The sequence below is a fragment of the Pseudomonas sp. AC193 genome (assembly GCF_979258075.1).
Genome location: NZ_OZ409832.1, coordinates 4,100,877 through 4,124,279 on the forward strand (window position 1 = coordinate 4,100,877; position 23,403 = coordinate 4,124,279).

A 23,403-nucleotide genomic window follows, 5' to 3' on the forward strand; every position below is an offset into this window, starting at 1 on the left:
GCTCGCGAAGGCGTCCTTGAGGCCGCCAAAAGCTTCGCGAGCAAGCTCGGCTCCTACAGGGGGCGGTGTACACCCGCCCAAGTTCACAGGGCTGAACAGATGATGATTCCCTCCCCCTGGCGTGCCGATTTCCCGGCCATCGCCGCGCTGCAACGGCAAGACCAGACCTATCTGGACAACGCCGCCACCACGCAAAAACCCCAAGCCCTGCTCGACGCGCTGACGCATTACTACGCCAATGGCGCGGCCAATGTGCACCGTGCGCAACACCTGCCCGGCGCCCATGCGACGCAGGCGTTCGAGGACAGTCGGCGCAAGGTTGCGCAGTGGCTGAATGCCGGAGACAGCGGGCAGATCATCTTTACCCACGGCGCCACCAGTGCGCTGAACCTCCTGGCTTATGGCCTGGAACATCTTTTCCACCCGGGCGATGAAATAGTCATCAGCGCCCTGGAGCATCACGCCAATCTGCTGCCGTGGCAGCAACTGGCGCAACGGCGCAATCTGAAACTGGTGATTCTGCCGCTGGATGCTGACGGTTTGATTGACCTCGCGGCTGCCGTGCATTTGATTGGCCCGCGTACACGCTTGCTGGCGGTCAGTCAGTTGTCCAACGTGCTCGGTGCCTGGCAGCCATTGCCGGCGCTGCTGGGCATGGCCAAGGCGCAGAACGCGTTGACCGTGGTCGATGGCGCGCAAGGCGTAGTGCATGGCCGGCATGACGTGCAGGCGCTGGGTTGCGACTTCTACGTGTTTTCAAGCCACAAGCTGTATGGGCCGGATGGTTTGGGCGTTCTGTTCGGGCGCAATGCTGCGCTTGAAAAACTGAAGCCTTGGCAGTTTGGCGGCGAAATGGTGCTGGAAGCCAACTACCACGACGCGCGCTTCCGCCCTGCTCCGCTGGGTTTTGAAGCGGGCACACCGCCGATTGCCAGTGTGATCGGCCTAGGTGCGACGCTGGATTATCTGGCCGGGCTCGATCAGGACGCAGTGTCGGCCCACGAAGCGGCGCTGCATGACTATCTGCTGCGTGGCCTCGCTGCTCGCAACGGCATTCGCCTGCTCGGCAAGCCGCAACTGGCGCTGGCCAGTTTCATCGTGGAAGGCGTGCATAACGCTGATTTGGCGCATTTGCTCACCGAGCAAGGTATTGCCGTGCGCGCCGGACATCATTGCGCGATGCCGCTGTTGAAAAGCTTCGAGCTGGCCGGGGCGATTCGCGTGTCGCTGGCGTTGTACAACGATTCGGAGGATCTGGAACGGTTCTTTGAAGCGCTGGATCAGGCGCTGGAGCTGTTGCGATGAGCTTGCCGGTCGAGGCTGCCGAGGCGTTGCAGACTTTTCAGAATGCGGCGGGTTGGGAACAGCGCGCGCGGTTGTTGATGCAGTTTGGTGATCGGTTGCCACCGCTAAGTGACGCCGACAAGTGCGAAGTCAACCGGGTGCATGGCTGTGAGAGTCAGGTGTGGCTCATTGGGGAATTGCGTGATGGTCACTGGCAGTTCGCGGCGAGCAGCGATGCGCGGATGATTCGTGGGTTGGTGGCGTTGTTGCTGTTGCGAGTGAACGGACTGTCAGCGGCGGAGTTGCAGCAAATTGATCTGCCGGACTGGTTCAATCAGCTAGGCCTTTCGCGCCAGCTATCGCCCTCGCGCAGCAATGGCCTGAATGCCGTGCTCAAGCGAATGAATGAGTTGGCCGGTTAATCCTGTGGCGAGGGGATTTATCCCCGATGGGCTGCGAAGCGGCCCCAACTCCGACACATGCGGACAGCCTGACGCTCCGAGGAAGCAGATCTTGGGGGCGCTTCGCACCCCATCGGGGATAAATCCCCTCGCCACAAGGTTTGCTAGCTAATCGGTTTGACCCGCTCCGCCGGGCGCCGGACGCCCGCCACAATCTTGTCCACAGCCTTGGTCGCCGCGACCATCCCGAACGTCGCCGTGACCATCATCACTGCACCAAACCCACCCGCGCAGTCCAGCTTCACGCCGTCACCGACAAAACTCTTCTGCAAACAAATGCTGCCATCCGGCTTCGGATAACGCAGTTGCTCCGTAGAAAATACACACGGCACGCTGTAATGACGGGTCACGGTGCGCGAAAAGCCATAATCACGACGCAACGTCGAACGCACTTTCGAGGCCAACGGGTCATTGAACGTGCGGTTGAGGTCACACACCTGAATCAGCGTCGGATCAATCTGCCCGCCCGCGCCGCCGGTGGTGATGATCTGAATCTTGCGGCGTTTGCACCAGGCAATCAGCGCAGCTTTGGCGTTGACCGCGTCGATGCAGTCGATCACGCAATCGATGTTCGGCGTGATGTATTCGGCCATGGTCTCGCGGGTGACGAAGTCAACCACCGCGTGCACGGTGCAATCCGGGTTGATCCCGCGCAGACGCTCGGCCATCACCTCGACCTTGGGCTTGCCGACGGTGCTGTCCAGCGCGTGCAACTGGCGGTTGGCGTTGCTGACGCAGACGTCATCGAGGTCGAACAGCGAAATCTCGCCGACGCCACAACGGGCCATGGCTTCCGCCGCCCAGGAACCGACGCCACCGACGCCGACGATCGCCACGTGGGCCGCGCGCAAACGCGCCAGACCTTCGATGCCATACAAACGGGCGATGCCTGCAAACCGCGGATCTTCTGTACTCATGACCATTACCCCAAAAACCGGCGCGCATTATAGGGCTACACAGCGACAAGTTTTAAGCTTCGAGCTACAAGTGTAAGAACTTAAGTCAAAGTCGGCTGCCCAATGTCGGGCATTTCCCTGTCAGATGTACGACTGGCAGACTGCCGGTGTAGGATGCGCGCCCTTTTGCAATAAGAAAGGCGCAACGCCAACCGACTCCTTCGTTCCACAGCCTTTGGAACCCGAAATAGCTATGTCATCGCGTAAATTTGGACTCAACCTGGTGGTGGTTCTGGCAATCGCTGCCCTGTTCACCGGTTTCTGGGCACTGATCAATCGCCCGGTTTCCGCGCCGAACTGGCCGGAGCAGATCTCCGGTTTCTCCTATTCGCCGTTCCAGCAGGGACAATATCCGCAGAAGGATCAGTATCCGTCTGACGAAGAAATGCGCCGCGACCTGGAGATCATGAGCAAGCTGACGGACAACATCCGCATCTACTCAGTCGACGGTTCGCTGCAAGACATCCCGAAACTGGCTGAAGAGTTCGGTCTGCGCGTCACGCTGGGGATCTGGATCAGTCCCGATCAGGAACGCAACGAACGGGAAATCACCCGCGCCATCGAACTGGCCAACACTTCGCGCAGCGTGGTTCGCGTGGTGGTCGGGAACGAAGCGATCTTCCGTAAGGAAATCACTGCGCAAGAGCTGAGCGTGTTGCTCGATCGTGTGCGCGCGGCGGTGAAAGTGCCGGTGACCACCTCCGAGCAATGGCACGTCTGGGAAGAACACCCGGAGCTGGCCAAGCACGTGGATCTGATCGCTGCGCACGTTCTGCCGTACTGGGAATTTATTCCGGTCGACAAGGCTGGGCAGTTCGTTTTCGACCGTGCCCGCGACCTGAAAAAACTGTTCCCGAAGAAACCGCTGCTGCTCTCAGAGGTTGGCTGGCCGAGCAACGGTCGCATGCGCGGTGGCGCCGATGCGTCGCCGGCGGATCAAGCGATTTACCTGCGTACCTTGGTCAACAAGCTCAACCGCCAAGGCTTCAACTACTTCGTGATCGAAGCGTTTGACCAGCCGTGGAAGGCCAGCGACGAAGGTTCGGTCGGCGCGTACTGGGGCGTGTTCAACGCCGCGCGTCAGCAGAAATTCAACTTCGAAGGCCCGGTGGTCGCGATCCCGCAGTGGCGCGTGCTGGCGATCGGCTCGGTGGTGCTGGCGCTGTTGTCGCTGACTTTGCTGATGATCGACGGTTCGGCCCTGCGTCAGCGTGGGCGGATCTTCCTGACCTTTATCGCCTTCCTTTGCGGTTCGGTGCTGGTCTGGATCGGCTACGACTACAGCCTGCAATACAGCACGTGGTTCAGTTTGACGGTCGGCTTCCTGTTGGCGCTCGGTGCGCTCGGGGTGTTCATTGTGTTGCTGACCGAAGCGCATGAGCTGGCCGAAGCGGTTTGGATTCACAAACGCCGGCGCGAATTCCTGCCGGTCGAGGGCGACTCCAACTACCGCCCGAAAGTCTCGATTCATGTGCCTTGCTACAACGAGCCGCCGGAGATGGTCAAACAGACCCTCGACGCCCTCGCCGCGCTGGATTATCCGGACTATGAAGTCCTGATCATCGACAACAACACCAAGGATCCGGCGGTGTGGGAGCCGGTGCGCGACTACTGCGCAACCCTCGGCCCGCGCTTCAAGTTCTTCCACGTCTCGCCCCTGGCCGGTTTCAAGGGCGGCGCGCTGAACTACCTGATTCCGCACACCGCAAAAGACGCCGAAGTCATCGCCGTGATCGACTCCGATTACTGCGTGCACCCGAACTGGCTGAAGCACATGGTGCCGCACTTCGCCGATCCGAAAATCGCCGTGGTGCAGTCGCCGCAGGATTATCGCGACCAGAACGAAAGCACCTTCAAGAAGCTCTGCTACGCGGAATACAAAGGCTTCTTCCACATCGGCATGGTCACTCGTAACGACCGTGACGCGATCATCCAGCACGGCACCATGACCATGACCCGTCGTTCGGTGCTGGAAGAATTGGGTTGGGCTGACTGGTGCATCTGTGAAGACGCCGAACTCGGTCTGCGCGTGTTCGAAAAAGGCCTGTCGGCGGCGTATTACCACGACAGCTACGGCAAGGGTCTGATGCCGGATACGTTTATCGACTTCAAGAAACAGCGTTTCCGTTGGGCTTACGGTGCGATTCAGATCATCAAGCGCCACACCCGCAGCCTGCTGCGCGGCAAAGACACCGAACTGACACGCGGCCAGCGTTACCACTTCCTCGCGGGCTGGTTGCCGTGGGTGGCGGACGGCATGAACATCTTCTTCACCGTCGGCGCGCTGTTGTGGTCGGCGGCGATGATCATCGTGCCGCAGCGGGTCGATCCGCCGTTGCTGATCTTTGCAATTCCGCCGCTGGCGCTGTTCGTGTTCAAGGTCGGCAAGATCATCTTCCTCTACCGTCGCGCCGTCGGCGTGAACCTGAAAGATGCATTCTGCGCGGCACTGGCCGGGCTGGCGTTGTCGCACACCATCGCCAAAGCGGTGCTGTACGGCTTCTTCACCACCAGCATTCCGTTCTTCCGCACACCGAAAAACGCCGACAACCATGGTTTCTGGGTGGCGATTTCCGAAGCGCGGGAAGAGCTGTTCATCATGCTGCTGTTGTGGGGCGCGGCGCTGGGGATCTATCTGGTCAACGGCATGCCGAGCAACGACATGCGCTTCTGGGTGGTGATGCTGCTGGTGCAATCGCTGCCGTATCTGGCGGCGCTGATCATGGCGTTCCTGTCGTCGCTGCCGAAACCTGCGGCCAAGGCTGAGCCGGCGCCGGTCGTCTAAATCCTCATCGATGCACTAAACGGCGGCCAATGGTCGCCGTTTTGCTTTAAGATAACCGCCATTTTGCGGGGCTTGGCGCTAAGCCGTGTGGGAGCGGGCTTGCTCGCGAATGCGGTGTGTCATTAAACATTGATGTCGACTGACACACTGCTTTCGCGAGCAAGCCCGCTCCCACATTTAGTCCGTGCCCACATTCATGATTTCCGGAGTTTTCCATGACGGCCCACGCCGACCTTTCGCCGACCCTCCAACTCGCCATCGACCTGATCCGCCGTCCATCCGTGACGCCGGTCGACGCCGATTGCCAGAAGCAGATGATGCAGCGCCTGGGCGATGCCGGTTTCAGCCTCGAGCCGATGCGCATCGAAGATGTGGATAACTTCTGGGCCACCCACGGCAACAACGATGGCCCGGTGCTGTGCTTCGCCGGCCACACCGACGTGGTGCCGACCGGCCCGGTCACCGCGTGGCAGATCGACCCGTTCAACGCGCTGATCGATGAACACGGCATGCTCTGCGGCCGTGGCGCGGCAGACATGAAAGGCAGCCTGGCGTCGATGACCGTCGCCGCCGAGCGCTTCGTCGCCGATTACCCGAATCACAAGGGTAAAGTCGCGTTTCTGATCACCAGCGATGAAGAAGGCCCGGCGCACCACGGCACCAAGGCTGTGGTCGAGCGTTTGGCCGCGCGTAACGAACGTCTGGACTGGTGCATCGTCGGCGAACCGTCGAGCACCACGCTGGTGGGCGACGTGGTGAAAAACGGCCGTCGTGGCTCGCTGGGTGCCAAGCTCACCGTCAAAGGCATTCAGGGTCACGTCGCTTACCCGCATCTGGCGAAGAACCCGATCCACCTCGCCGCTCCGGCGCTGGCCGAACTGGCTGCCGAGCATTGGGATCACGGCAACGATTTCTTCCCGCCGACCAGTTTCCAGATCTCCAACGTCAACTCCGGCACCGGCGCGACCAACGTGATTCCGGGCGATCTGGTGGCGGTGTTCAACTTCCGTTTCTCCACCGAATCGACCGTCGAAGGCCTGCAGAAACGTGTGGCCGATATTCTCGACAAACACGATCTGGACTGGCACATCGACTGGGCGCTGTCCGGTCTGCCGTTCCTCACCGAACCGGGCGCGCTGCTCGACGCGGTGTCGGCGAGCATCAAGGACATCACCGGTCGCGAGACCAAAGCGTCGACCAGCGGCGGTACGTCCGATGGCCGCTTCATCGCGACCATGGGCACGCAAGTGGTTGAACTGGGCCCGGTCAACGCGACCATCCACCAGGTCAACGAACGCGTGCTGGCGGCGGATCTCGACGTACTGACCGAGATCTACTACCAGACAATGATCAAGTTGCTCGCCTGATGCTTGCTTGTCCGATCTGCAGTGAGCCGCTGAATGCGGTGGATAACGGCGTGGTCTGCCCCGCCGGCCACCGCTTCGACCGTGCGCGCCAGGGTTATCTGAACCTGCTGCCGGTGCAGCACAAAAACAGCCGTGATCCTGGCGACAATCAGGCCATGGTTGAAGCGCGCCGCGACTTTTTGAACGCCGGCCATTACGCGCCGGTGGCCAAGCGTCTGGCCGAGCTGGCGGCGAGTTATGCGCCGGGCCGCTGGGTCGACATTGGTTGTGGCGAGGGTTATTACACCGCGCAAATCGCCGAGGCCTTGCCGAACGCCGATGGCTACGCGCTGGACATCTCCCGTGAAGCGGTCAAACGCGCTTGCAAACGCAACCCGGCGATTAGCTGGTTGATCGCCAGCATGGCTCGCGTGCCGTTGGCGTCGGGCAGTTGCCAGTTTCTCGCCAGCGTTTTCAGTCCACTGGACTGGGAAGAAGCCAAGCGCCTGCTCAGTGTTGGCGGCGGTCTGATGAAAGTCGGCCCGACCAGCGGCCACCTGATGGAACTGCGCGAACGCCTGTATGACGAAGTGCGCGAGTACACCGACGACAAGCACTTGGCCCTGGTGCCGCAAGGCATGGCGCTGGCGCACAGTGAAACCCTGGAATTCAAACTGACCCTGGACAAGCCCGAGGATCGCGCCAACCTGTTGGCGATGACACCCCACGGCTGGCGCGCCAGTGCCGAGCGTCGCGCGGCGGTGATCGAACAGGCCGAGCCGTTCGAGACCACCGTGTCGATGCGCTACGATTATTTCGTTCTTCAATAAACTTTTGGTCTCGGGCGAGTGCCCGGGGCCGGCTAAATCCGCGAGTGGATTTTTCAGACCGCAGTGAGGACATCCATGCGCCAACCGGATATCGAGATTTACCTGAAAGACGCCGACGTCGACCATAAGGCCATTTCCGCCTGGCTGGGCGCCGCATTGGGCCCATGCAGCGACTGGGTTCAGAAAGGCCAGACCTGGAAGTGCAAGGCCGGCAACGTGCCAGTGACCTGGCTGCCGAAAGCCGTGGGCAAGTGGAACAGCCTGTACCTGGAAAGCGACCAGACGCCGTGGGACGACGACATCGCCTGCGCCCGCGCGGCATTTGCTGCGCTGAACGTCGAAGTGCGTTGCGCGCCGGGCACGTGGGTCGAGGAAGAAGGTGAAGAGACGGCTGATCGCTGGATGCGCATCAGCGCAGACGGTGAAGAAGAGATCACCTGGAAAACCGCTTAAAAGCAAAAGATCGCAGCCTTCGGCAGCTCCTACAGGGTCATGTGTACACCTGTAGGAGCTGCCGAAGGCTGCGATCTTTTGATCTTCAAGGTTACAGGCCTACAACGTCTTCCGCCTGCAAGCCCTTCTCGCCAGTAATCACCGCGTACTCAACCTGCTGACCTTCAGCCAGCGACCGGTGCCCTTCGCCGCGAATCGCGCGGTAGTGCACGAACACGTCCACCCCGTCTTCGCGCTGAATAAAGCCGTAGCCTTTGGCGTCGTTGAACCACTTCACGTTGCCGGTTTCACGTGTTGCCATCTGTTCATACTCCTTTTTTATTATTGAACAGGCTTTTCGCAGGAAAGCCTTTGAGGAACGTCAGCCTGCATCCGACGTCCATAAAAGGGCCCCGGCGACAGACCGCCGAGTATATGACAGGTGCGAAAAGTCTCAACAGGAGATTACTTCGCCGCTTTTTTGCCGATTTTCGTCCAATACGGCACACTATCGACCGCCCGAGCAAACGCTCGGTTTTATTCACTCACGCAGAAGCCGTATGACCCGTTCCCCGTTCCGCCGTCTTGTGTTTGGCACCCTGCGCCGACTGTTGTATCTCTGGGTTCGCTCAGAGACGATCAACCAGTCGTCGTTTACCCTCAACCTCGACCGCAGTCGTCCGGTGTTCTACGTCCTGCAAAACCCTTCGCTGACCGATCTGGCCGTGCTCGACACCGAGTGCACCAAGGCCGGCCTGCCGCGCCCGGTACTGCCGGTGTCGGTGGGTTCGCTGATTGAACCAGCGGCGTTTTTCTACCTGACGCCGGATCCGGACTGGCTCGGTCGTCAGGACAAACGCGGCGCGCCGCCGACACTGACTCGCCTCGTGAGCGCCCTCACCCAGAACGCTGCCGAAGACGCGCAGATCATTCCGGTCAGCGTGTTCTGGGGCCAATCGCCCGACAGCGAAAACAGTCCGTGGAAACTGTTGTTCGCCGACAGCTGGGCCGTTACCGGACGCCTGCGTCGTCTGCTGAGCATCATCGTCCTCGGCCGTAAAACCCGCGTGCAATTCTCCGCACCGATTCACCTGCGCGAGCTGATCGATCACAACAAGGGTCACGAGCGCACCGTGCGCATGGCCCAGCGGATCCTGCGCGTACACTTCCGCAATCTGAAAGCCGCGGTGATCGGCCCGGACATTTCCCACCGCCGCAATCTGGTCAAAGGCCTGCTCAATCAGCCATTGGTCAAGCAAGCGATCCTCGACGAAGCCGAGCGCGAAAACATCTCCCCGGAAAAAGCCAAGGCCCAGGCCCTGCGCTACGGCAACGAGATCGCCTCGGACTACACCTACACCGCGATCCGTTTCCTCGAAGTGGTGCTGAGCTGGTTCTGGAACAAGATTTACGACGGCATCAAGGTCAACCACATCGAAGGCGTGCAGAAGGTCGCCCAGGGTCACGAAGTGATCTACGTGCCGTGCCATCGCAGCCACATCGACTATCTGCTGCTCTCGTACTTACTGTTCCGCAACGGCCTGACCCCGCCGCACATCGCCGCCGGGATCAACCTCAACATGCCGGTGATCGGCAGCCTGCTGCGGCATGGCGGCGCGTTCTTCATGCGCCGCACGTTCAAGGGCAATCCGCTGTACACCTCGGTGTTCAACGAATACCTGCACACGCTGTTCACCAAAGGTTTCCCGGTCGAGTACTTCGTCGAGGGCGGCCGCTCGCGCACCGGACGCATGCTGCAACCGAAAACCGGCATGCTCGCCATTACGATGCGCAGCTTCCTGCGTTCGTCGCGCATGCCGATCGTGTTTGTACCTGTGTACATCGGCTACGAGCGCGTGCTGGAGGGGCGTACCTACCTCGGCGAATTGCGCGGCGCGAGCAAGAAGAAAGAATCGATCTTCGACATCTTCAAAGTCATCGGTGCGCTCAAGCAGCGCTTCGGTCAGGTCGCCGTCAACTTCGGCGAGCCGATCAAACTGGCGGAATTCCTCGATGCCGAGCAACCGGACTGGCGCCAACAGGAACTCGGCCCACAGTTCAAACCGGCGTGGCTCAACGAGACCACTAATCGCCTCGGCGAGAAAGTCGCGCAGCATCTGAACGAAGCGGCGGCGATCAACCCGGTCAACCTGGTGGCACTGGCGCTGCTGTCGACCACGCGCCTGGCGCTGGATGATCGCGCCATGGCGCGGGTGCTGGATCTGTATCTGGCGCTGCTGCGCAAAGTCCCGTACTCGCCACACACCACGCTGCCGGAAGGCGATGGTCGTGCCTTGATCGAGCACGTGAAGGACATGGATCTGCTGTCCGAGCAGAACGATGCGCTTGGCAAGATTCTCTATCTCGACGAGCAGAACGCCGTCCTGATGACCTACTACCGCAACAACGTGCTGCACATCTTCGCTCTGCCGGCGTTGCTGGCGAGCTTCTTCCAGAGTGCGTCGCGCATGAGCCGCGAACAGATCCTGCGCTACACCCGCGCGCTGTATCCGTACTTGCAATCGGAGCTGTTCATCCGCTGGTCGCTGGACGAACTGGATGCCGTGGTCGATCAGTGGCTGGAAGCATTCGTCGAGCAAGGTCTGCTGCGTTTCGAGAAAGACGTCTACCTGCGTCCGGCGCCAAGTTCGCGGCATTTTGTGTTGCTGACATTGCTGTCGAAAAGCATCGCGCAGACCTTGCAGCGTTTCTACATGACCGTGTCCTTGCTGCTCAACAGCGGCCAGAACAGCATCAGCGCCGAAGAACTGGAAGACCTCTGCACCGTCATGGCCCAGCGCCTGTCGATCCTCCATGGGCTGAATGCGCCGGAGTTCTTCGACAAGAGCTTGTTCCGTCACTTCATCCAGACCCTGCTCGACCTCGACGTGCTGCGTCGCGACGAGGCCGGCAAGCTCAGCTACCACGAACTGCTCGGTGAATTGGCCGAAGGTGCGGCCAAGCGCGTACTGCCAGCGGACATTCGTTTGTCGATCCGCCAGGTTGCGCTGCATCGCAGTGAAGATGCGGCTGAAACAGCGGTCATTGCCGAAGGCTGAAACTTGCTGATAACTAACGGAGAGCCCGCCGGGTTCTCTCGTTAGTTGATTCGTGAATAAATAGGCTCACTTTAATAATCGCGATAAGGATATCGAGATGAGCCTGTTGCACGAACAAACTCCCATTGTCACCGTCGACTTCCGTCTGCCCCCAGACTTCCGCGCTCCTGAGGGCGGCGAGAATGAAACGGTGGTCAGCGTCAAAGCCATTACTTTAACTTCCCCGATTGCCATCAAAGACTGGCGACACTCTTCAGTCTTCGAAGTCGACTGGAAGTTTTCTTTCCCGCATCGCTACAACGAGGTGGGCGTCAAGTATCAGATCAATATTCAGATGTTCCATAACCAGCGCCCCTTGCTGGTTGAACAGGACTACTTCGTAATCGTCAACAAGGCTCCGCACCGTCAAACGCTGCACCTGAGCCCGATCGGTTTTCTGTATGTCGAAGTGCAGGAGGCTCGCCCGATCTCTGCGCATGAAGCGGTCACCATCAGCTTGCACGATACTGCCCATGCAACAGAACTGGCCCGCGTCACTCACGACGAGCAAACAGCCACTTCGTTCTATCTGCAATACGACCCGGATGACGTCATACCCGGTAAACGCTATACATTGAGCGGCGTTGAAAACCGCTACCACCAATCCATTCAAGTGACGCCCCGGCAAGTTGAACTGGCACCGGTTTCGCAAAACCTGAGCTCCCGGTTGCTGCAGAACATCTCGCAGTGGCTGGAAAAACCATTACGTTTGTTCACTGACGTTGATGGCAAAATCCGCTAGATTTCTCTTCGGCGCCGGGATTCTTCCGGCGCAAAAGTATTAGAGGTTCCGATGAAAAAACTCACCCTTCTCGCCGCCGCCACGCTGTTGAGCGCCTGCCAATCGACCACCCCCGCCGGCAAGGCCAGCCTCGATGGCGAAGTGTTCTACCTGCAACGCATCGCCCTGCCACCGAGCGCGACCCTGAGCGTGAGCCTGCAAGACGTTACCCTCGCCGACGCCCCGGCGGTCGTGCTCGACGAGCAGAAAGGCCCGATCAAAGGCCAGGTGCCACTGCCGTTCCACTTGAGCTACGATCCGGCGCAGGTCAAACCCGGCCACCGTTATTCGGTCAGCGCGCGTATCGAAGTCAACGGCGAGCTGATGTTCATCACCACCGAAAACCACGCCGTGCAACTTGACGGCAACGACCCGCAGCCGCTGAAAATCCGCGTCGACGCGATTCGTTAATTCATTCTCCGCCACCACTTTCTGCAACAAGGAAGCCGCCATGCTCCGCCCTACCCTTCGCTTCGCCGGCCTGTGCGCCGGCCTGATGATCAGCGCCAACGCTCTGGCCCTGTCACTGAGCGACCTGTCGCAACAAGACGCCACCGGCGGCCTCAAGGATGCCCTGACCCAAGGCGCGCAAATCGCCGTCAAACAACTGGGCACCCCGGGCGGCTTCAGCAACAACCCCGAGGTGAAAATCGAACTTCCGGGCAAACTCGGCAAAGCCGCCAGCAAAATGAAAGCCTTCGGCATGGGCGCCCAGGTTGAAGAACTCGAAACCGCGATGAACAAAGCGGCGGAAAGTGCCGTGACCCAAGCCCAGCCAATCCTCGTCGACGCCGTGAAAAAAATGAGCGTCGCTGACGCCAAAGGCATCCTCAGCGGCGGCCAGGATTCAGCCACGCAATACCTCGACAAATCCAGCCGCGAACAAATCCGCGCCAAGTTCCTGCCGATCGTCAAACAGGCGACCGACAAAGTCGGCGTGGCGCAGAAGTACAACTCGTTCGCCGGCCAGGCTGCAGCGTTCGGTGTGGTCGATGCGAAAAGCGCGAATGTCGAAAACTACGTCACCGAACAGGCACTGAACGGCTTGTTCGAAATGATCGGCAAACAGGAAGAAACCATCCGCCAGAACCCGGCCGCTGCGGCGACGAGTCTGGCGAAAAAAGTCTTCGGCACGCTGTAACGTCACGTGTAGGAGCTGCCGCAGGCTGCGATCTTTTGATCTTGTCTTTGCTGTCGAGCATTGAAGATCAAAAGATCGCAGCCTTCGGCAGCTCCTACAGGGTTTTCTGTCAGGCTGCATGGGTCATGTGAACCACGCTCTTGCGGTACACGTCAGTGAACCGGCTTACCGCTCGCTGAATCACCGAACACTGAAACTCGATGAAGTACGTCAGATCCAGCTCATCCGCTTCGCTGTGCAAATAAGAGCGCCCATACTTCACCGGCGAATTGCGCAGCAGCAAACTGATCGCAATGTAACGAAACGCCGCAAACTCATGCTTGAACATGAACCAGTAAAACAACGCCCGCGCGACCCGCCCGTTACCGTCGCGAAAGGGATGCTCGTAACCCAAGGCAAAATGCAGCGTGATCGCCTTGATCAGTGGATGCACATAACCCTTCTCCTGAGGTGATCCCTCAGGCAAATTGATCCAGTCCGACAACCTCCCCAGCCGCGAAATCAATCCGGCAGCAGACGGAGGACGATGCACCGTATTGCCCGCGCCGTCCTGAACAACCACCTCATCATTCGCCCGGAAAACGCCCGGAGAATAGTCCTCGTCAGCAATCCCCTCCACACCCACCCGATGCATCGCAGCGATCAAATCCACACTCATGGGCACATCGCGTTTCTCCCACGCGAAATTCATCATCCTGTAGTTGCCCATCACCATCCGCTCATCCGGCGTACGCGGCTGACGCCGATGCCTGAGCATGTCTTTGGCCACACGCGTAGTCGTCGCCGCGCCCTCTAACTGACTACTGGCGATGGCCTCATCCTCGATCAAATCATTAAGCAAATAACTGCAATGCGCCTGTTCTCCAATTTGCCGAGTCATGTAATCCAGAGCGGCAAAAGTCGTCTGCCGATCCACCAACGACAACGTGATCTGCGCCAACGGCGTCAGCACATACTTGCCCCACTGCACCGGCTCGCCCAACGGCAACAGATTGACGTACTGCGCCACCCGCGCCTTCTTGACCAACGCCCAACACAGCTTCACATCCAACCCGGACGCCCAGCGATAGCGCAACGCCTCGAAAGGCAGATAACGGCCCTGATCATCCAGCGGCTTGAGCAACGCCAGATAATCCTCCAGACGCTGCTTGTGCGGCGAGCGCAGCAGAAGATTGAACACGGGATCGGATCGGCCTTTGAAGACGGGTGGGTTTTTCATGAAAGGGTGGACTCGAGGCGGTTGAAAACAGACGCTGGAGTACAACACCCGAGGGGGGACAGGCTCAATATCGGAGGTTTCTGAAAAAGATGTAGGAAGGAAATGGAGGCAACTCAGGCAGAAATTGGTCGGCTGTCAGGCCGCCTTCGCGAGCAAGCCCGCTCCCACAGTTGGATGGTGTTGAATCAGACAGAGCATGGTTGGCTGGCAGGCCGCCTTCGCGAGCAAGCTCACTCCCACAGTTGGATGGTGTTGAATCAGACAGAGCATGGTTGGCTGGCAGGCCGCCTTCGCGAGCAGGCTCACTCCTACAATTGGATGGTGTTGAATCAGATAAAGCCTGGTTGGCTGGCAGGCCGTTATCGCGAGCAGGCTCACTCCTACAATTGGATCGTGTTGAGTCAGACAGAGCATGGTTGGCTGGCAGGCCGTTATCGCGAGCAGGCTCACTCCTACAATTGGATGGTGTTGAATCAGACAGAGCATGGTTGGCTGGCAGGCCGTTATCGCGAGCAGGCTCACTCCTACAATTGGATCGTGAACATCCGGGCAGAAACAGGTCGGCTGTCAGGCCGCCTTCGCGAGCAAGCTCTGCTCCTACAAAAGCAGGATCAAAAGATCGCAGCCTTCGGCAGCTCCTACAAGGAATCGTGGCGCACCCACGCCAACCACTAGGCCGAGTGTCAGCTCGCCTGCTTTTGATCTTAGAGCCCGTCGGGAGGCTGAGTGGAGGGATTCATACGGGGAAAGCATCGAGAGGAGGTGCAGCGAAGCAAACCGTAGGCGATGCCCCCGGATGAACCCGGAGCGAAGGAACCCGAGCCTTAGCGAGGGCCGGACGTCAGGGCACAGACCTTTGGTTCCTTTGGGGCGTTTGCCAAAGGGACTCGCCGTAAGGGCGAAACCGCCAGCCGCAACCCCCGCAAAAACGGATATTCACAAAGAACACCCAGAACATGGTCGGCCCGAAGGCCGCCACGTAACACAAAAGATCAAGCCTCCCGCCGAACCCTGAACCAAGCCGCATACAACGCCGGCAAAAACAACAGCGTCAAAGCCGTAGCAACAATCAACCCGCCCATGATCGCCACCGCCATCGGCCCAAAAAACACACTGCGCGACAACGGAATCATCGCCAACACCGCCGCCAGCGCCGTCAACACAATCGGCCGAAACCGCCGCACAGTCGCCTCAATAATCGCCTGCCAAGGCCCAAGCCCCGACTTGATATCCTGCTCAATCTGATCCACCAGAATCACCGAATTGCGCATGATCATCCCCGACAACGCAATCGTCCCCAACATCGCCACAAACCCGAACGGCTGACGGAACACCATCAAAAACAGCACCACCCCGATCAACCCCAACGGCGCCGTCAAAAACACCATCGCCGTGCGCGAAAAACTGCGCAACTGCACCATCAACAGCGTCAGCACCACCACGATAAACATCGGCACCCCGGCATTCACCGACTTCTGCCCACGCTCGGAATCCTCCACCGTGCCGCCGACCTCCAGCAAATACCCATCCGGCAACTCCGCGCGAATCGGATCGAGCGTCGGCATGATCTGCTTGATCAACGTCGCCGGCTGCTCCTTGCCATAAATGTCCGCGCGCACCGTCACCGTCGGCAACCGATTGCGGTGCCAGATAATCCCTTCCTCAAAACCATATTCCAGCGTTGCGACCTGCGACAACGCCACACTGCGGCCGTTGTCCGTCGGCACCGCCAGACTCGGCAGCAACGACAACTCGGTGCGCTCATGCACCGTGCCGCGCAGCAGAATCTCGATCAACTCGTTGTCTTCGCGGTACTGACTGACACTCGCGCCGGTCAGCGAACTCTGCAGAAACTTCGCCAGATTGGCCGTGCTCACACCGAGCGCCCGGGCACGATCCTGATCGATGTTCAGGTACACGACTTTGCTCGGTTCCTCCCAATCCAGATGCACGTTGACCACATACGGATTCTCGCGAACCTTGGTCGCCACTTTGCGCGCCAACGCACGGACTTCTTCGATGTGTTCGCCGGTGACGCGGAACTGCACCGGGTAACCCACGGGCGGGCCATTCTCCAGACGCGTGACCCGCGAACGCATCGCCGGGAATTGCTCGTTCAATGTGCTGATCAACCAGCTGCGCAGCGCTTCACGCTCCTCGATGGTTTTCGCCAACACCACAAACTGCGCGAAGCTCGCCGCCGGCAACTGCTGATCCAGCGGCAGATAGAAACGCGGCGAACCGGTGCCGATATACGCCACGTAATTATCGATGCCGGCGTGATCCTTGAGCATCGCCTCCAGGCGTTTGACCTCACCGGTGGTATTGGCCAGCGATGCGCCTTCGGCCAGTTTTAGATCGACCATCAATTCCAGTCGATTGGAGGCCGGGAAGAACTGCTGCGGAACGTAACGGAACAACATTACCGAAGCGATAAACAGCCCCACCGTCAGCACGATCACGGTTTTACGGTGCACCACACACCACTCGACCAGCCGCCGAACACGCTGATAAAACGGCGTGCCATACGGATCCGGCTGACCATCGCCCGTGCCGTGTTTGGCGGCGTGAATTTTCGCCAGATCCGGCAGGAGTTTTTCCCCCAGATACGGCACGAACATCACCGCCGCCACCCACGAAGCGAGCAGCGCGATGGTCACCACCTGAAAGATTGATCGGGTGTATTCGCCGGTGCCCGACTGCGCAGTGGCAATCGGCAGGAAGCCGGCAGCGGTGATCAACGTGCCGGTGAGCATCGGGAACGCGGTGCTGGTCCAGGCATAACTCGCCGCGCGGATGCGATCGAAACCCTGCTCCATTTTGATTGCCATCATTTCCACGGCAATGATCGCGTCGTCCACCAACAGCCCCAGCGCCAATACCAACGCGCCGAGGGAAATCTTGTGCAGACCGATGTTCAGGTAATACATGCAGGCGAAGGTCATCGCCAGCACCAGCGGAATGGTCAGCGCCACGACCATGCCGGTGCGCACGCCGAGGGAGAAGAAGCTCACCAGCAAGACAATCGCCAGCGCTTCGACCAACACCTGGACGAACTCGCCGACCCCGGTTTTCACTGCCGCTGGCTGGTCGGAAACCTTGCGCAATTGCATGCCGGCCGGAAGGTTTTTCTGGATCCGCGAGAACTCCACTTCCAGCGCTTTACCGAGCACCAGAATGTCGCCGCCGTCCTTCATCGCCACGGCCAGACCGATCGCATCCTCGCCCATAAAGCGCATGCGCGGTGCCGGTGGATCGTTGAAACCACGGCGCACATCGGCGACATCGGAGATGCGGAACGTGCGATCACCGACACGGATCGGGAAGTTTCTTATCTCGTCGACTGTCTGAAAATTCCCCGACACCCGTAGCTGCAATCGCTCACTGCCAGTTTCAAAGAATCCCGCAGTCGAAACCGCATTCTGCTCTTGCAGCGCCTGTTGCACCGCCGCCAACGGCAAACCGAGGGTCGCCAGTTTGACGTTGGATAACTCGACCCAGATTTTTTCGTCCTGCAAACCGAGCAAGTCAACCTTGCCGACATCCTTGACCCGTTGCAGCTGGATCTGGATGCGGTCGGCGTAATCCTTGAGCACCGCGTAGTCGAAACCATCACCGGTCAGCGCGTAGATATTGCCGAACGTGGTGCCGAATTCATCGTTGAAAAACGGCCCCTGAATATCCGGCGGCAACGTGTGGCGGATATCGGCGACCTTCTTGCGCACCTGGTACCAGAGGTCGGGGATTTCCTTGGAATGCATCGAGTCGCGGGCGATAAACGTGACCTGCGATTCACCGGGACGCGAGAACGAGACGATGCGCTCGTACTCACCGGTTTCCATCAGTTTCTTTTCAATGCGTTCGGTGACCTGGCGCGAGACCTCCTGCGCGGTCGCACCCGGCCAGCGGGTCTGAATGACCATGGCTTTGAAGGTGAACGGCGGGTCTTCACTCTGGCCGAGTTTGGTGTAGGACAACGCGCCGACGATGGCCAGCAAAAGCATCAGGAACAGGACGATCTGGCGATTACGCAGCGCCCATCCGGAAAGGTTGAAGCGCATCGGGACTTACTCCTTGTCCGCCAGATTGACCACACGGTTGGAGCGATCCACCGGACGCACCTGCTGACCTTCCAAAAGCACATGCACGCCGGCCGCCACCACCCAGTCGCTGGCGTTCAAGCCTTCAAGCACCGGCACGGTTTTTTCGCCGAACGGGCCAACGCGCACCGGGGTTTTCTTCAACGTGTTGTTGCCGTTGACCACCCAGACGTAGGTCGCACCGTTTTCAGCGGTGAGTGCCGAGAGCGGTACCGACAGCGACACGGCGTCGGCCGATTGCACAAACACGCGAGCGCTCTGGCCCAGTTCGGCCGGGACTTTGCCGGCGGTGAACGAAATGCGCGCGGCAAAGGTGCGCGAGCGTGGATCGGCGGCGGGCGACAGTTCGCGAATTTGTCCGGCGAACCGCTGGTTCTGCTGCGTCCACAATTCGACGGACACTGGCTGACCGACCTTGAAGCGGCCGAAGCTTTGCTCGGGCAGGCTGATCAACACCTCACGCTCGCCATCGGTGGCGAGGGTGTACACGGTCTGTCCGGCGGCAACCACTTGGCCGACTTCCACCGAACGCTTGGCCACCACGCCGTCCTGCGGCGCACGCAGCACCGCGTAACTGGCCTGATTGGTCGAGACGTTGAATTCAGCTTTGATTTGTTTGAGGCGGGCTTCACCTGAGCGGTAAAGGTTTTCGGCGTTGTCGTAAGCCGAGCGGCTGACCATCTGCCGATCCATCAGGGTTTTGTAGCGATCGCGCTCGGCGCGCACCAGATTGAGATTGGCTTCGGCGGCGGCGACTTGCGCGCGTGTGGCCTCCAGTTGCAGGCGCACGTCTTGCGGATCGAGTTCAGCGAGCGGTTGATCGGCCTTCACGCGCTGACCTTCATCGACCAGTCGTCGGCTGATTTTGCCACCAATGCGGAACGCCAAATCAGGTTCGTAGCGGGCGCGCACCTCGCCCGGATAACTTTCCATCGCCTGCGCCGAAGGCTCTGGCTGCACCACCATGGCCGGTCGCACGGTGACTTGCGTCACTTCTTCCTGACCGCACGCTGACAAAAGGAACGCCAGACTCGCTGGCAACGCACAGGACAACGCATGGCGGAACATGGTGACGGACCTTTCGCTAATGGTGCTTGGAATAATTATACTGGCGGGTATGTTATTAATAGCAAACTCACCAGTCCAGTATTAAAAGCGAAGAATGTCGAACAATCTTTCAGCTCCAAACGGCCCGGGCCGCCCCAAGGATCTGGCCAAACGCCAGGCGATCCTCGACGCGGCGAAAATTCTGTTTCTGAGTCATGGCTATGCCAACACCAGCATGGACGCGGTCGCCAGCGAGGCTGGCGTGTCGAAGCTGACGGTTTACAGCCATTTCAACGACAAGGAGACGCTGTTCTCCGCCGCCGTGATGGCCAAATGCGAGGAGCAATTACCCACACTGATCTTCGAATTGCCGGAAGGCATCGCCGTGGAAAATGTGTTGCTGAACATTGCCCGAGGCTTTCATCACCTGATCAACAGCGATGAATCGGTGAATCTGCACCGTTTGATCATGGCGTTGGGGGTGCAGGATCCGAAGCTTTCACTGATCTTCTTCGAGGCCGGCCCACAGCGCATGGTGCAAGGGATGGAGCGCTTGCTGACGCGCATCCATGAGACGGGCGCGCTGAACATCGACCTGCCGCGCAATGCCGCCGAGCATTTCTTTTGCCTGATCAAAGGCGCCGGGAATTTCCGGCTGATGTTTGGTTGCGGGGAGCCGTTGAGCGAAGAGGCTGCGGAAAGCCATATTGAGGAAGTGGTGGGGTTGTTTATGCGCGCTTACAAACCTTAGCTTTTGCGCTGTTTGGGCTGGCCCTATCGCGAGCAGGCTCACTCCTACAGTGGATTTGTGTGCACCACAGATCAATTGTAGGAGTGAGCCTGCTCGCGATAAGGGCGACGCGGTTTAAGGCTTGAGCGCTTTCTTCGGGTAGATGTCGTAGCGGCTCGATTTGCCATCCAGCGCATGGCTCGGCTTCGGCCCTTCAATGCACGGCGCCTTGCGCGGTCGTTTGACCACCACCCGGTGCGTCGCCAGTGCCAGCGCAGCCTGCAACAGCGCCGGCGCATCCGGATCATCGCCCACCAGCGGCCGGAACAGACGCATCTCCTTCTTCACCAACGCGGTCTTCTCGCGGTGCGGAAACATCGGGTCGAGATAAATCACCTGCGGCGCCTCACCTTCCCAGTTCTGCATGACCTCGATGGAATTGCCCTTGAGCAATTTCATCCGCGCCACGATCGGCGCTACTTCGAAATCTTCCGCACCACGCGCCAGCCCATCCTCCAACAGCGCGCCGATCAGCGGCTGGCGCTCGATCAGGCTCATCTCGCAACCCAGACTGGCCAGCACGAACGCATCCTTGCCCAGCCCCGCCGTCGCATCCAGCACACGCGGGCGCACGCCTTGCGCGACGCCGACAGCCTTGGCGATCATCTGCCCGCTGCCGCCACCGTATAAACGCCGATGCGCCGCGCCACCCTCAACGAAGTCGACCCGCACCGGCCCCGGTGCGTCCGGGCCGAGCTGTTGCAGCTGCAACCCCTGCTCGCCGACCTGCAAGGCAAACTCGCCGTCAGCCACCTCGCGCGGCAGACCGAGACGCTCGGCCCACTGCACAGCTTGCGCTTCAAACGTCGCGCCGAGGGCTTCGACATGGATGCGGCAGGCCGCGGGTTGCTCAATCATGGAAAACACGCTCAAAAATTCAAGGAGCGGCAAAAACCGCCGATAACTCATTCAACGCACATTTTGCCAGAGCTGAGCGTCAACCGAAAAAAATGTCAGGCATTCTTCCCACATCGATTGGCTACATTTCGCCCCATGGCGACTTTAGCCGTCAAAACACTCAAGCACTGAGCGGCGTCAGTCACCTGTGGCAGGATTTTTTTGCCCAGGCGCTGGCCGAGCAGACGAGTGATGTGGTGCCGGCCTGCGGCACGTTTCCACCGGTTGACCTGAGCAGCAGCGAAGAGCCGACCGTCGGCAGCGACCTGCACGCGCACATCGTCAGCCAGCGCGAATGCGATGTGGTAGAAACTCAAGTGCGTCCGCCGGAGCCGCTGTTCCTGCCGATTGCCGAATTCGAAACCGATCTGCTCGACAAGCCGTTCCCACCGTTCCCGGCAGAAAAACTGAAAGCGCAGCAAGAGCAGCAGGATTTCGACAGCAGCTGGGTTCGCCCTGTGGTTATCAACAACGGCCAGCCAATGCCAGAACCGGGCCCGGCGCCGCAGAAAAAGCCTCTGTACCTGCCGATTGCCGAGTTCGACCTCGACCTGATGCAGAAACCTTATCCGCCATTCCCCCCGGAAGAAATCGTCGAGCAACAGAAGGCGCTGGACTTCGACAACGGCTGGGCACGCCCGATCGTTCTGCAGAACCTGCGCCTCGCCGCGTAACCTCTAGCGACACACGCTCCAGCGTCCGACATCGACATGAAAGTGATTGCGATGGGCAGCGTTGTAATCCGGACTCAACACCACACTGAACGCTTCGCAGGCGCCGTCGCGCACCTGCCGTAGAAATTGCGCGTCCTGATTTTGCTTCGGCCAGTCCTTGAGCACGCTGATGCTGCGCCCGTCAGCCAGACGAAACCCGGCGATGTCCAGCGCATCGGCACTGGCATGACGGCTGAGTGCGCCGCTCTCGCGGTTGTAGATATTGCGGCAAGCGAAACTGCCGAGGTGATCGAGGCGTACGACTTTCTCGCCGTATACCGCTTGCGCGGCGGGTTGCAGGGTGTGGTGTTCAAACATGGCGTAGGCGACCGCCAACGGACAACTGGCGAGGAAACTGCTGCTCAGCGCCACCTCGCCGCCCTGCACGCGCAAAGCGCCGATCAGCGGGCACTTGGCGTCGGGGCTGTCGGATTGCCGGGTGACGCGCAGATCAGAGCTGCTCAACGCTTGAGCGCAAAGTTCTGGATCACTGCGCAAGCGCATCAGCTTGTAACCGGTGAGCCAATTAGGCGCGGCTTTCACGTCCAGCGGCGCCCACGGATTCCACTGCGGCGGCACCTGCAGCCAGCCGCGCCAGACACTGAACGCGGCACCACCGATCATCAACAGCACCAGGCAAAATATCCATCGCCCCATGTTCAGCCTTTGAAGAGCTGATTGGCTTTGGCATACGGCATCGATTGCGAGGTGAAGCCGAACGTGCCGGACTGCTGAATCTCTTCGGCAGCGCGGAAGAACTCGCCGAACGCCGCCAGCGCCAATGCCGAACCGGTGCTGATGCGGCGCACGCCCATGTCCTGCAATTCCTGCACGGTCAGTTTCAAACCGCCGGACATCAACACGTTGACCGGTTTCGGCGCCACCGCACGTACCACCGCCAACACTTCCTCGGCGTTGCGTAAACCCGGCGCGTACAGCACGTCGGCGCCAGCGTCGGCGAAGGCTTTCAAGCGGCGAATGGTGTCATCGAGGTCAGGATTGCCGTGCAGATAGTTCTCCGCACGCGCGGTGAGAATGAAAGGAAATGGCAGCGTGCGCACGGCAGCGACGGCGGCTTCGATGCGCGCGACGGCATGTTCGAAACAATAGATCGGTGCATCCGGGCGCCCCGTCGCGTCTTCGATCGAACCACCGACCGCGCCCGCTTCGGCGGCACGCAACAAGCTTTTCGCGGACTCGGTCGGGTCATCAGAAAAGCCGTTTTCCAGATCCACCGCCACCGGTAAATCGGTCGCAGCGACAATCGCGCGGACGTTGGCCAAGGTCTCATCAAGACTCAACGCGCCATCGGCCTTGCCCTGGGAAAACGCATAACCGGCACTGGTCGTGGCCAAGGCCTGATAGCCGAGGCTGGCGAGCATCTTCGCCGAACCTGCATCCCACGGATTGGGAATGACGAAGACTTCCGCACGCTCATGCAGCGCTTTGAAAGCGTGGGCTTTACGGGTTTGTGCTTGAAGGTCTGAGGCGTCCATCGGCTGGCTCCCGGGCAGGAAAACGAA

General features: G+C 59.8%; 20 protein-coding genes and 1 pseudogene. 13 read left to right on the plus strand and 8 right to left on the minus strand.

What is annotated here, in order from left to right:
- The first annotated feature begins 99 nt into the window (after positions 1-99).
- Together ACZZ0D_RS18575 and ACZZ0D_RS18580 are read left to right on the plus strand one after the other, a co-directional pair.
- The gene (locus ACZZ0D_RS18575; RefSeq protein WP_463553969.1) at positions 100-1,305 is read left to right on the plus strand and encodes an aminotransferase class V-fold PLP-dependent enzyme; all 1,206 of its coding nucleotides are present in this window, start codon (positions 100-102) and stop codon (positions 1,303-1,305) included.
- On the plus strand, positions 1,302-1,706 hold the full coding sequence (locus ACZZ0D_RS18580; RefSeq protein ID WP_212543955.1) for a SufE family protein: 405 nt from the start codon (positions 1,302-1,304) through the stop codon (positions 1,704-1,706). Before ACZZ0D_RS18575 ends, ACZZ0D_RS18580 begins: the two co-directional genes overlap by 4 nt.
- 143 nt (positions 1,707-1,849) lie before the next feature.
- On the opposite strand, the gene tcdA is transcribed toward ACZZ0D_RS18580, so the two are convergent.
- On the minus strand, positions 1,850-2,668 hold the full coding sequence (gene tcdA / locus ACZZ0D_RS18585; protein WP_463553970.1) for a tRNA cyclic N6-threonylcarbamoyladenosine(37) synthase TcdA: 819 nt from the start codon (positions 2,666-2,668) through the stop codon (positions 1,850-1,852).
- Between the two features lie 226 nt (positions 2,669-2,894).
- Between tcdA and ACZZ0D_RS18590 the strand changes: the two genes are divergently transcribed.
- From ACZZ0D_RS18590 to ACZZ0D_RS18605, 4 genes are all read left to right on the plus strand, one after another.
- A complete protein-coding gene (locus tag ACZZ0D_RS18590) occupies positions 2,895-5,486 on the plus strand; it encodes a glycosyltransferase (RefSeq protein ID WP_463553971.1) in 2,592 nt (863 codons plus the stop codon).
- Between the two features lie 215 nt (positions 5,487-5,701).
- Entirely contained in the window at positions 5,702-6,853 is a 1,152-nt protein-coding gene (dapE, locus tag ACZZ0D_RS18595) for a succinyl-diaminopimelate desuccinylase (RefSeq protein WP_008078428.1), read from the plus strand.
- Entirely contained in the window at positions 6,853-7,662 is an 810-nt protein-coding gene (locus ACZZ0D_RS18600) for a putative RNA methyltransferase (protein ID WP_150646954.1), read from the plus strand. The genes dapE and ACZZ0D_RS18600 overlap by 1 nt, the downstream gene beginning before the upstream one ends.
- Positions 7,663-7,737: 75 nt before the next feature.
- Positions 7,738-8,115, plus strand: coding sequence for a hypothetical protein (locus ACZZ0D_RS18605; protein ID WP_463553972.1), 378 nt, complete (start codon positions 7,738-7,740; stop codon positions 8,113-8,115).
- A gap of 91 nt (positions 8,116-8,206) precedes the next feature.
- Here ACZZ0D_RS18605 and ACZZ0D_RS18610 read toward each other — a convergent pair whose 3' ends face one another.
- Positions 8,207-8,416, minus strand: a complete 210-nt coding sequence (locus ACZZ0D_RS18610; protein ID WP_053117589.1) for a cold-shock protein — start codon at positions 8,414-8,416, stop codon at positions 8,207-8,209.
- A gap of 238 nt (positions 8,417-8,654) precedes the next feature.
- On the opposite strand from ACZZ0D_RS18610, the gene plsB reads away from it, so the two are divergent.
- The 4 genes from plsB to ACZZ0D_RS18630 all read left to right on the plus strand — a co-directional run bounded on the left by plsB (position 8,655) and on the right by ACZZ0D_RS18630 (position 13,114).
- On the plus strand, positions 8,655-11,153 hold the full coding sequence (plsB, locus tag ACZZ0D_RS18615; RefSeq protein ID WP_463553973.1) for a glycerol-3-phosphate 1-O-acyltransferase PlsB: 2,499 nt from the start codon (positions 8,655-8,657) through the stop codon (positions 11,151-11,153).
- A gap of 97 nt (positions 11,154-11,250) precedes the next feature.
- The gene (locus ACZZ0D_RS18620) at positions 11,251-11,934 is read left to right on the plus strand and encodes a hypothetical protein (protein WP_463553974.1); all 684 of its coding nucleotides are present in this window, start codon (positions 11,251-11,253) and stop codon (positions 11,932-11,934) included.
- Positions 11,935-11,985: 51 nt separating this feature from the next.
- On the plus strand, positions 11,986-12,384 hold the full coding sequence (locus ACZZ0D_RS18625; protein WP_463553975.1) for a YbaY family lipoprotein: 399 nt from the start codon (positions 11,986-11,988) through the stop codon (positions 12,382-12,384).
- A 40-nt stretch (positions 12,385-12,424) separates the two neighbouring features.
- A complete protein-coding gene (locus ACZZ0D_RS18630) occupies positions 12,425-13,114 on the plus strand; it encodes a DUF4197 domain-containing protein (protein WP_053117582.1) in 690 nt (229 codons plus the stop codon).
- A gap of 127 nt (positions 13,115-13,241) precedes the next feature.
- On the opposite strand, the pseudogene ACZZ0D_RS18635 reads toward ACZZ0D_RS18630, so the two are convergent.
- Positions 13,242-14,333, minus strand: a pseudogene (locus ACZZ0D_RS18635) (Fic family protein); the annotation flags it as partial.
- 102 nt (positions 14,334-14,435) lie between these two features.
- Between ACZZ0D_RS18635 and ACZZ0D_RS18640 the strand changes: the two are divergent.
- Positions 14,436-15,008 carry a hypothetical protein gene (locus ACZZ0D_RS18640; RefSeq protein WP_463553976.1) on the plus strand — a complete coding sequence of 191 codons (573 nt, stop codon included), beginning with the start codon at positions 14,436-14,438 and terminating at the stop codon, positions 15,006-15,008.
- A 317-nt stretch (positions 15,009-15,325) separates the two neighbouring features.
- On the opposite strand, the gene ACZZ0D_RS18645 is transcribed toward ACZZ0D_RS18640, so the two are convergent.
- Together ACZZ0D_RS18645 and ACZZ0D_RS18650 are read right to left on the minus strand one after the other, a co-directional pair.
- Positions 15,326-18,394: an efflux RND transporter permease subunit gene (locus tag ACZZ0D_RS18645; protein ID WP_463553977.1), complete on the minus strand. Its 3,069-nt coding sequence runs from the start codon at positions 18,392-18,394 to the stop codon at positions 15,326-15,328.
- A 6-nt stretch (positions 18,395-18,400) separates the two neighbouring features.
- Positions 18,401-19,501, minus strand: a complete 1,101-nt coding sequence (locus ACZZ0D_RS18650) for an efflux RND transporter periplasmic adaptor subunit (protein ID WP_463553978.1) — start codon at positions 19,499-19,501, stop codon at positions 18,401-18,403.
- 94 nt (positions 19,502-19,595) lie between these two features.
- Here ACZZ0D_RS18650 and ACZZ0D_RS18655 point away from each other — a divergent pair, with 94 nt between their 5' ends.
- Positions 19,596-20,231, plus strand: coding sequence for a TetR/AcrR family transcriptional regulator (locus ACZZ0D_RS18655; RefSeq protein WP_159813054.1), 636 nt, complete (start codon positions 19,596-19,598; stop codon positions 20,229-20,231).
- Between the two features lie 114 nt (positions 20,232-20,345).
- On the opposite strand, the gene ACZZ0D_RS18660 is transcribed toward ACZZ0D_RS18655, so the two are convergent.
- Complete coding sequence (locus ACZZ0D_RS18660) at positions 20,346-21,128, minus strand: class I SAM-dependent methyltransferase (RefSeq protein WP_463553979.1); 783 nt, start codon at positions 21,126-21,128, stop codon at positions 20,346-20,348.
- Positions 21,129-21,220: 92 nt separating this feature from the next.
- Here ACZZ0D_RS18660 and ACZZ0D_RS18665 point away from each other — a divergent pair, with 92 nt between their 5' ends.
- Positions 21,221-21,841 carry an energy transducer TonB gene (locus tag ACZZ0D_RS18665; protein ID WP_463553980.1) on the plus strand — a complete coding sequence of 207 codons (621 nt, stop codon included), beginning with the start codon at positions 21,221-21,223 and terminating at the stop codon, positions 21,839-21,841.
- 3 nt (positions 21,842-21,844) lie between these two features.
- Here the strand turns inward: ACZZ0D_RS18665 and ACZZ0D_RS18670 are convergent, their stop codons facing one another.
- A complete protein-coding gene (locus tag ACZZ0D_RS18670; protein WP_463553981.1) occupies positions 21,845-22,537 on the minus strand; it encodes an extensin-like domain-containing protein in 693 nt (230 codons plus the stop codon).
- A gap of 2 nt (positions 22,538-22,539) precedes the next feature.
- Positions 22,540-23,376, minus strand: a complete 837-nt coding sequence (locus ACZZ0D_RS18675; protein ID WP_463553982.1) for an isocitrate lyase/PEP mutase family protein — start codon at positions 23,374-23,376, stop codon at positions 22,540-22,542.
- Between the last annotated feature and the right edge of the window lie 27 nt (positions 23,377-23,403).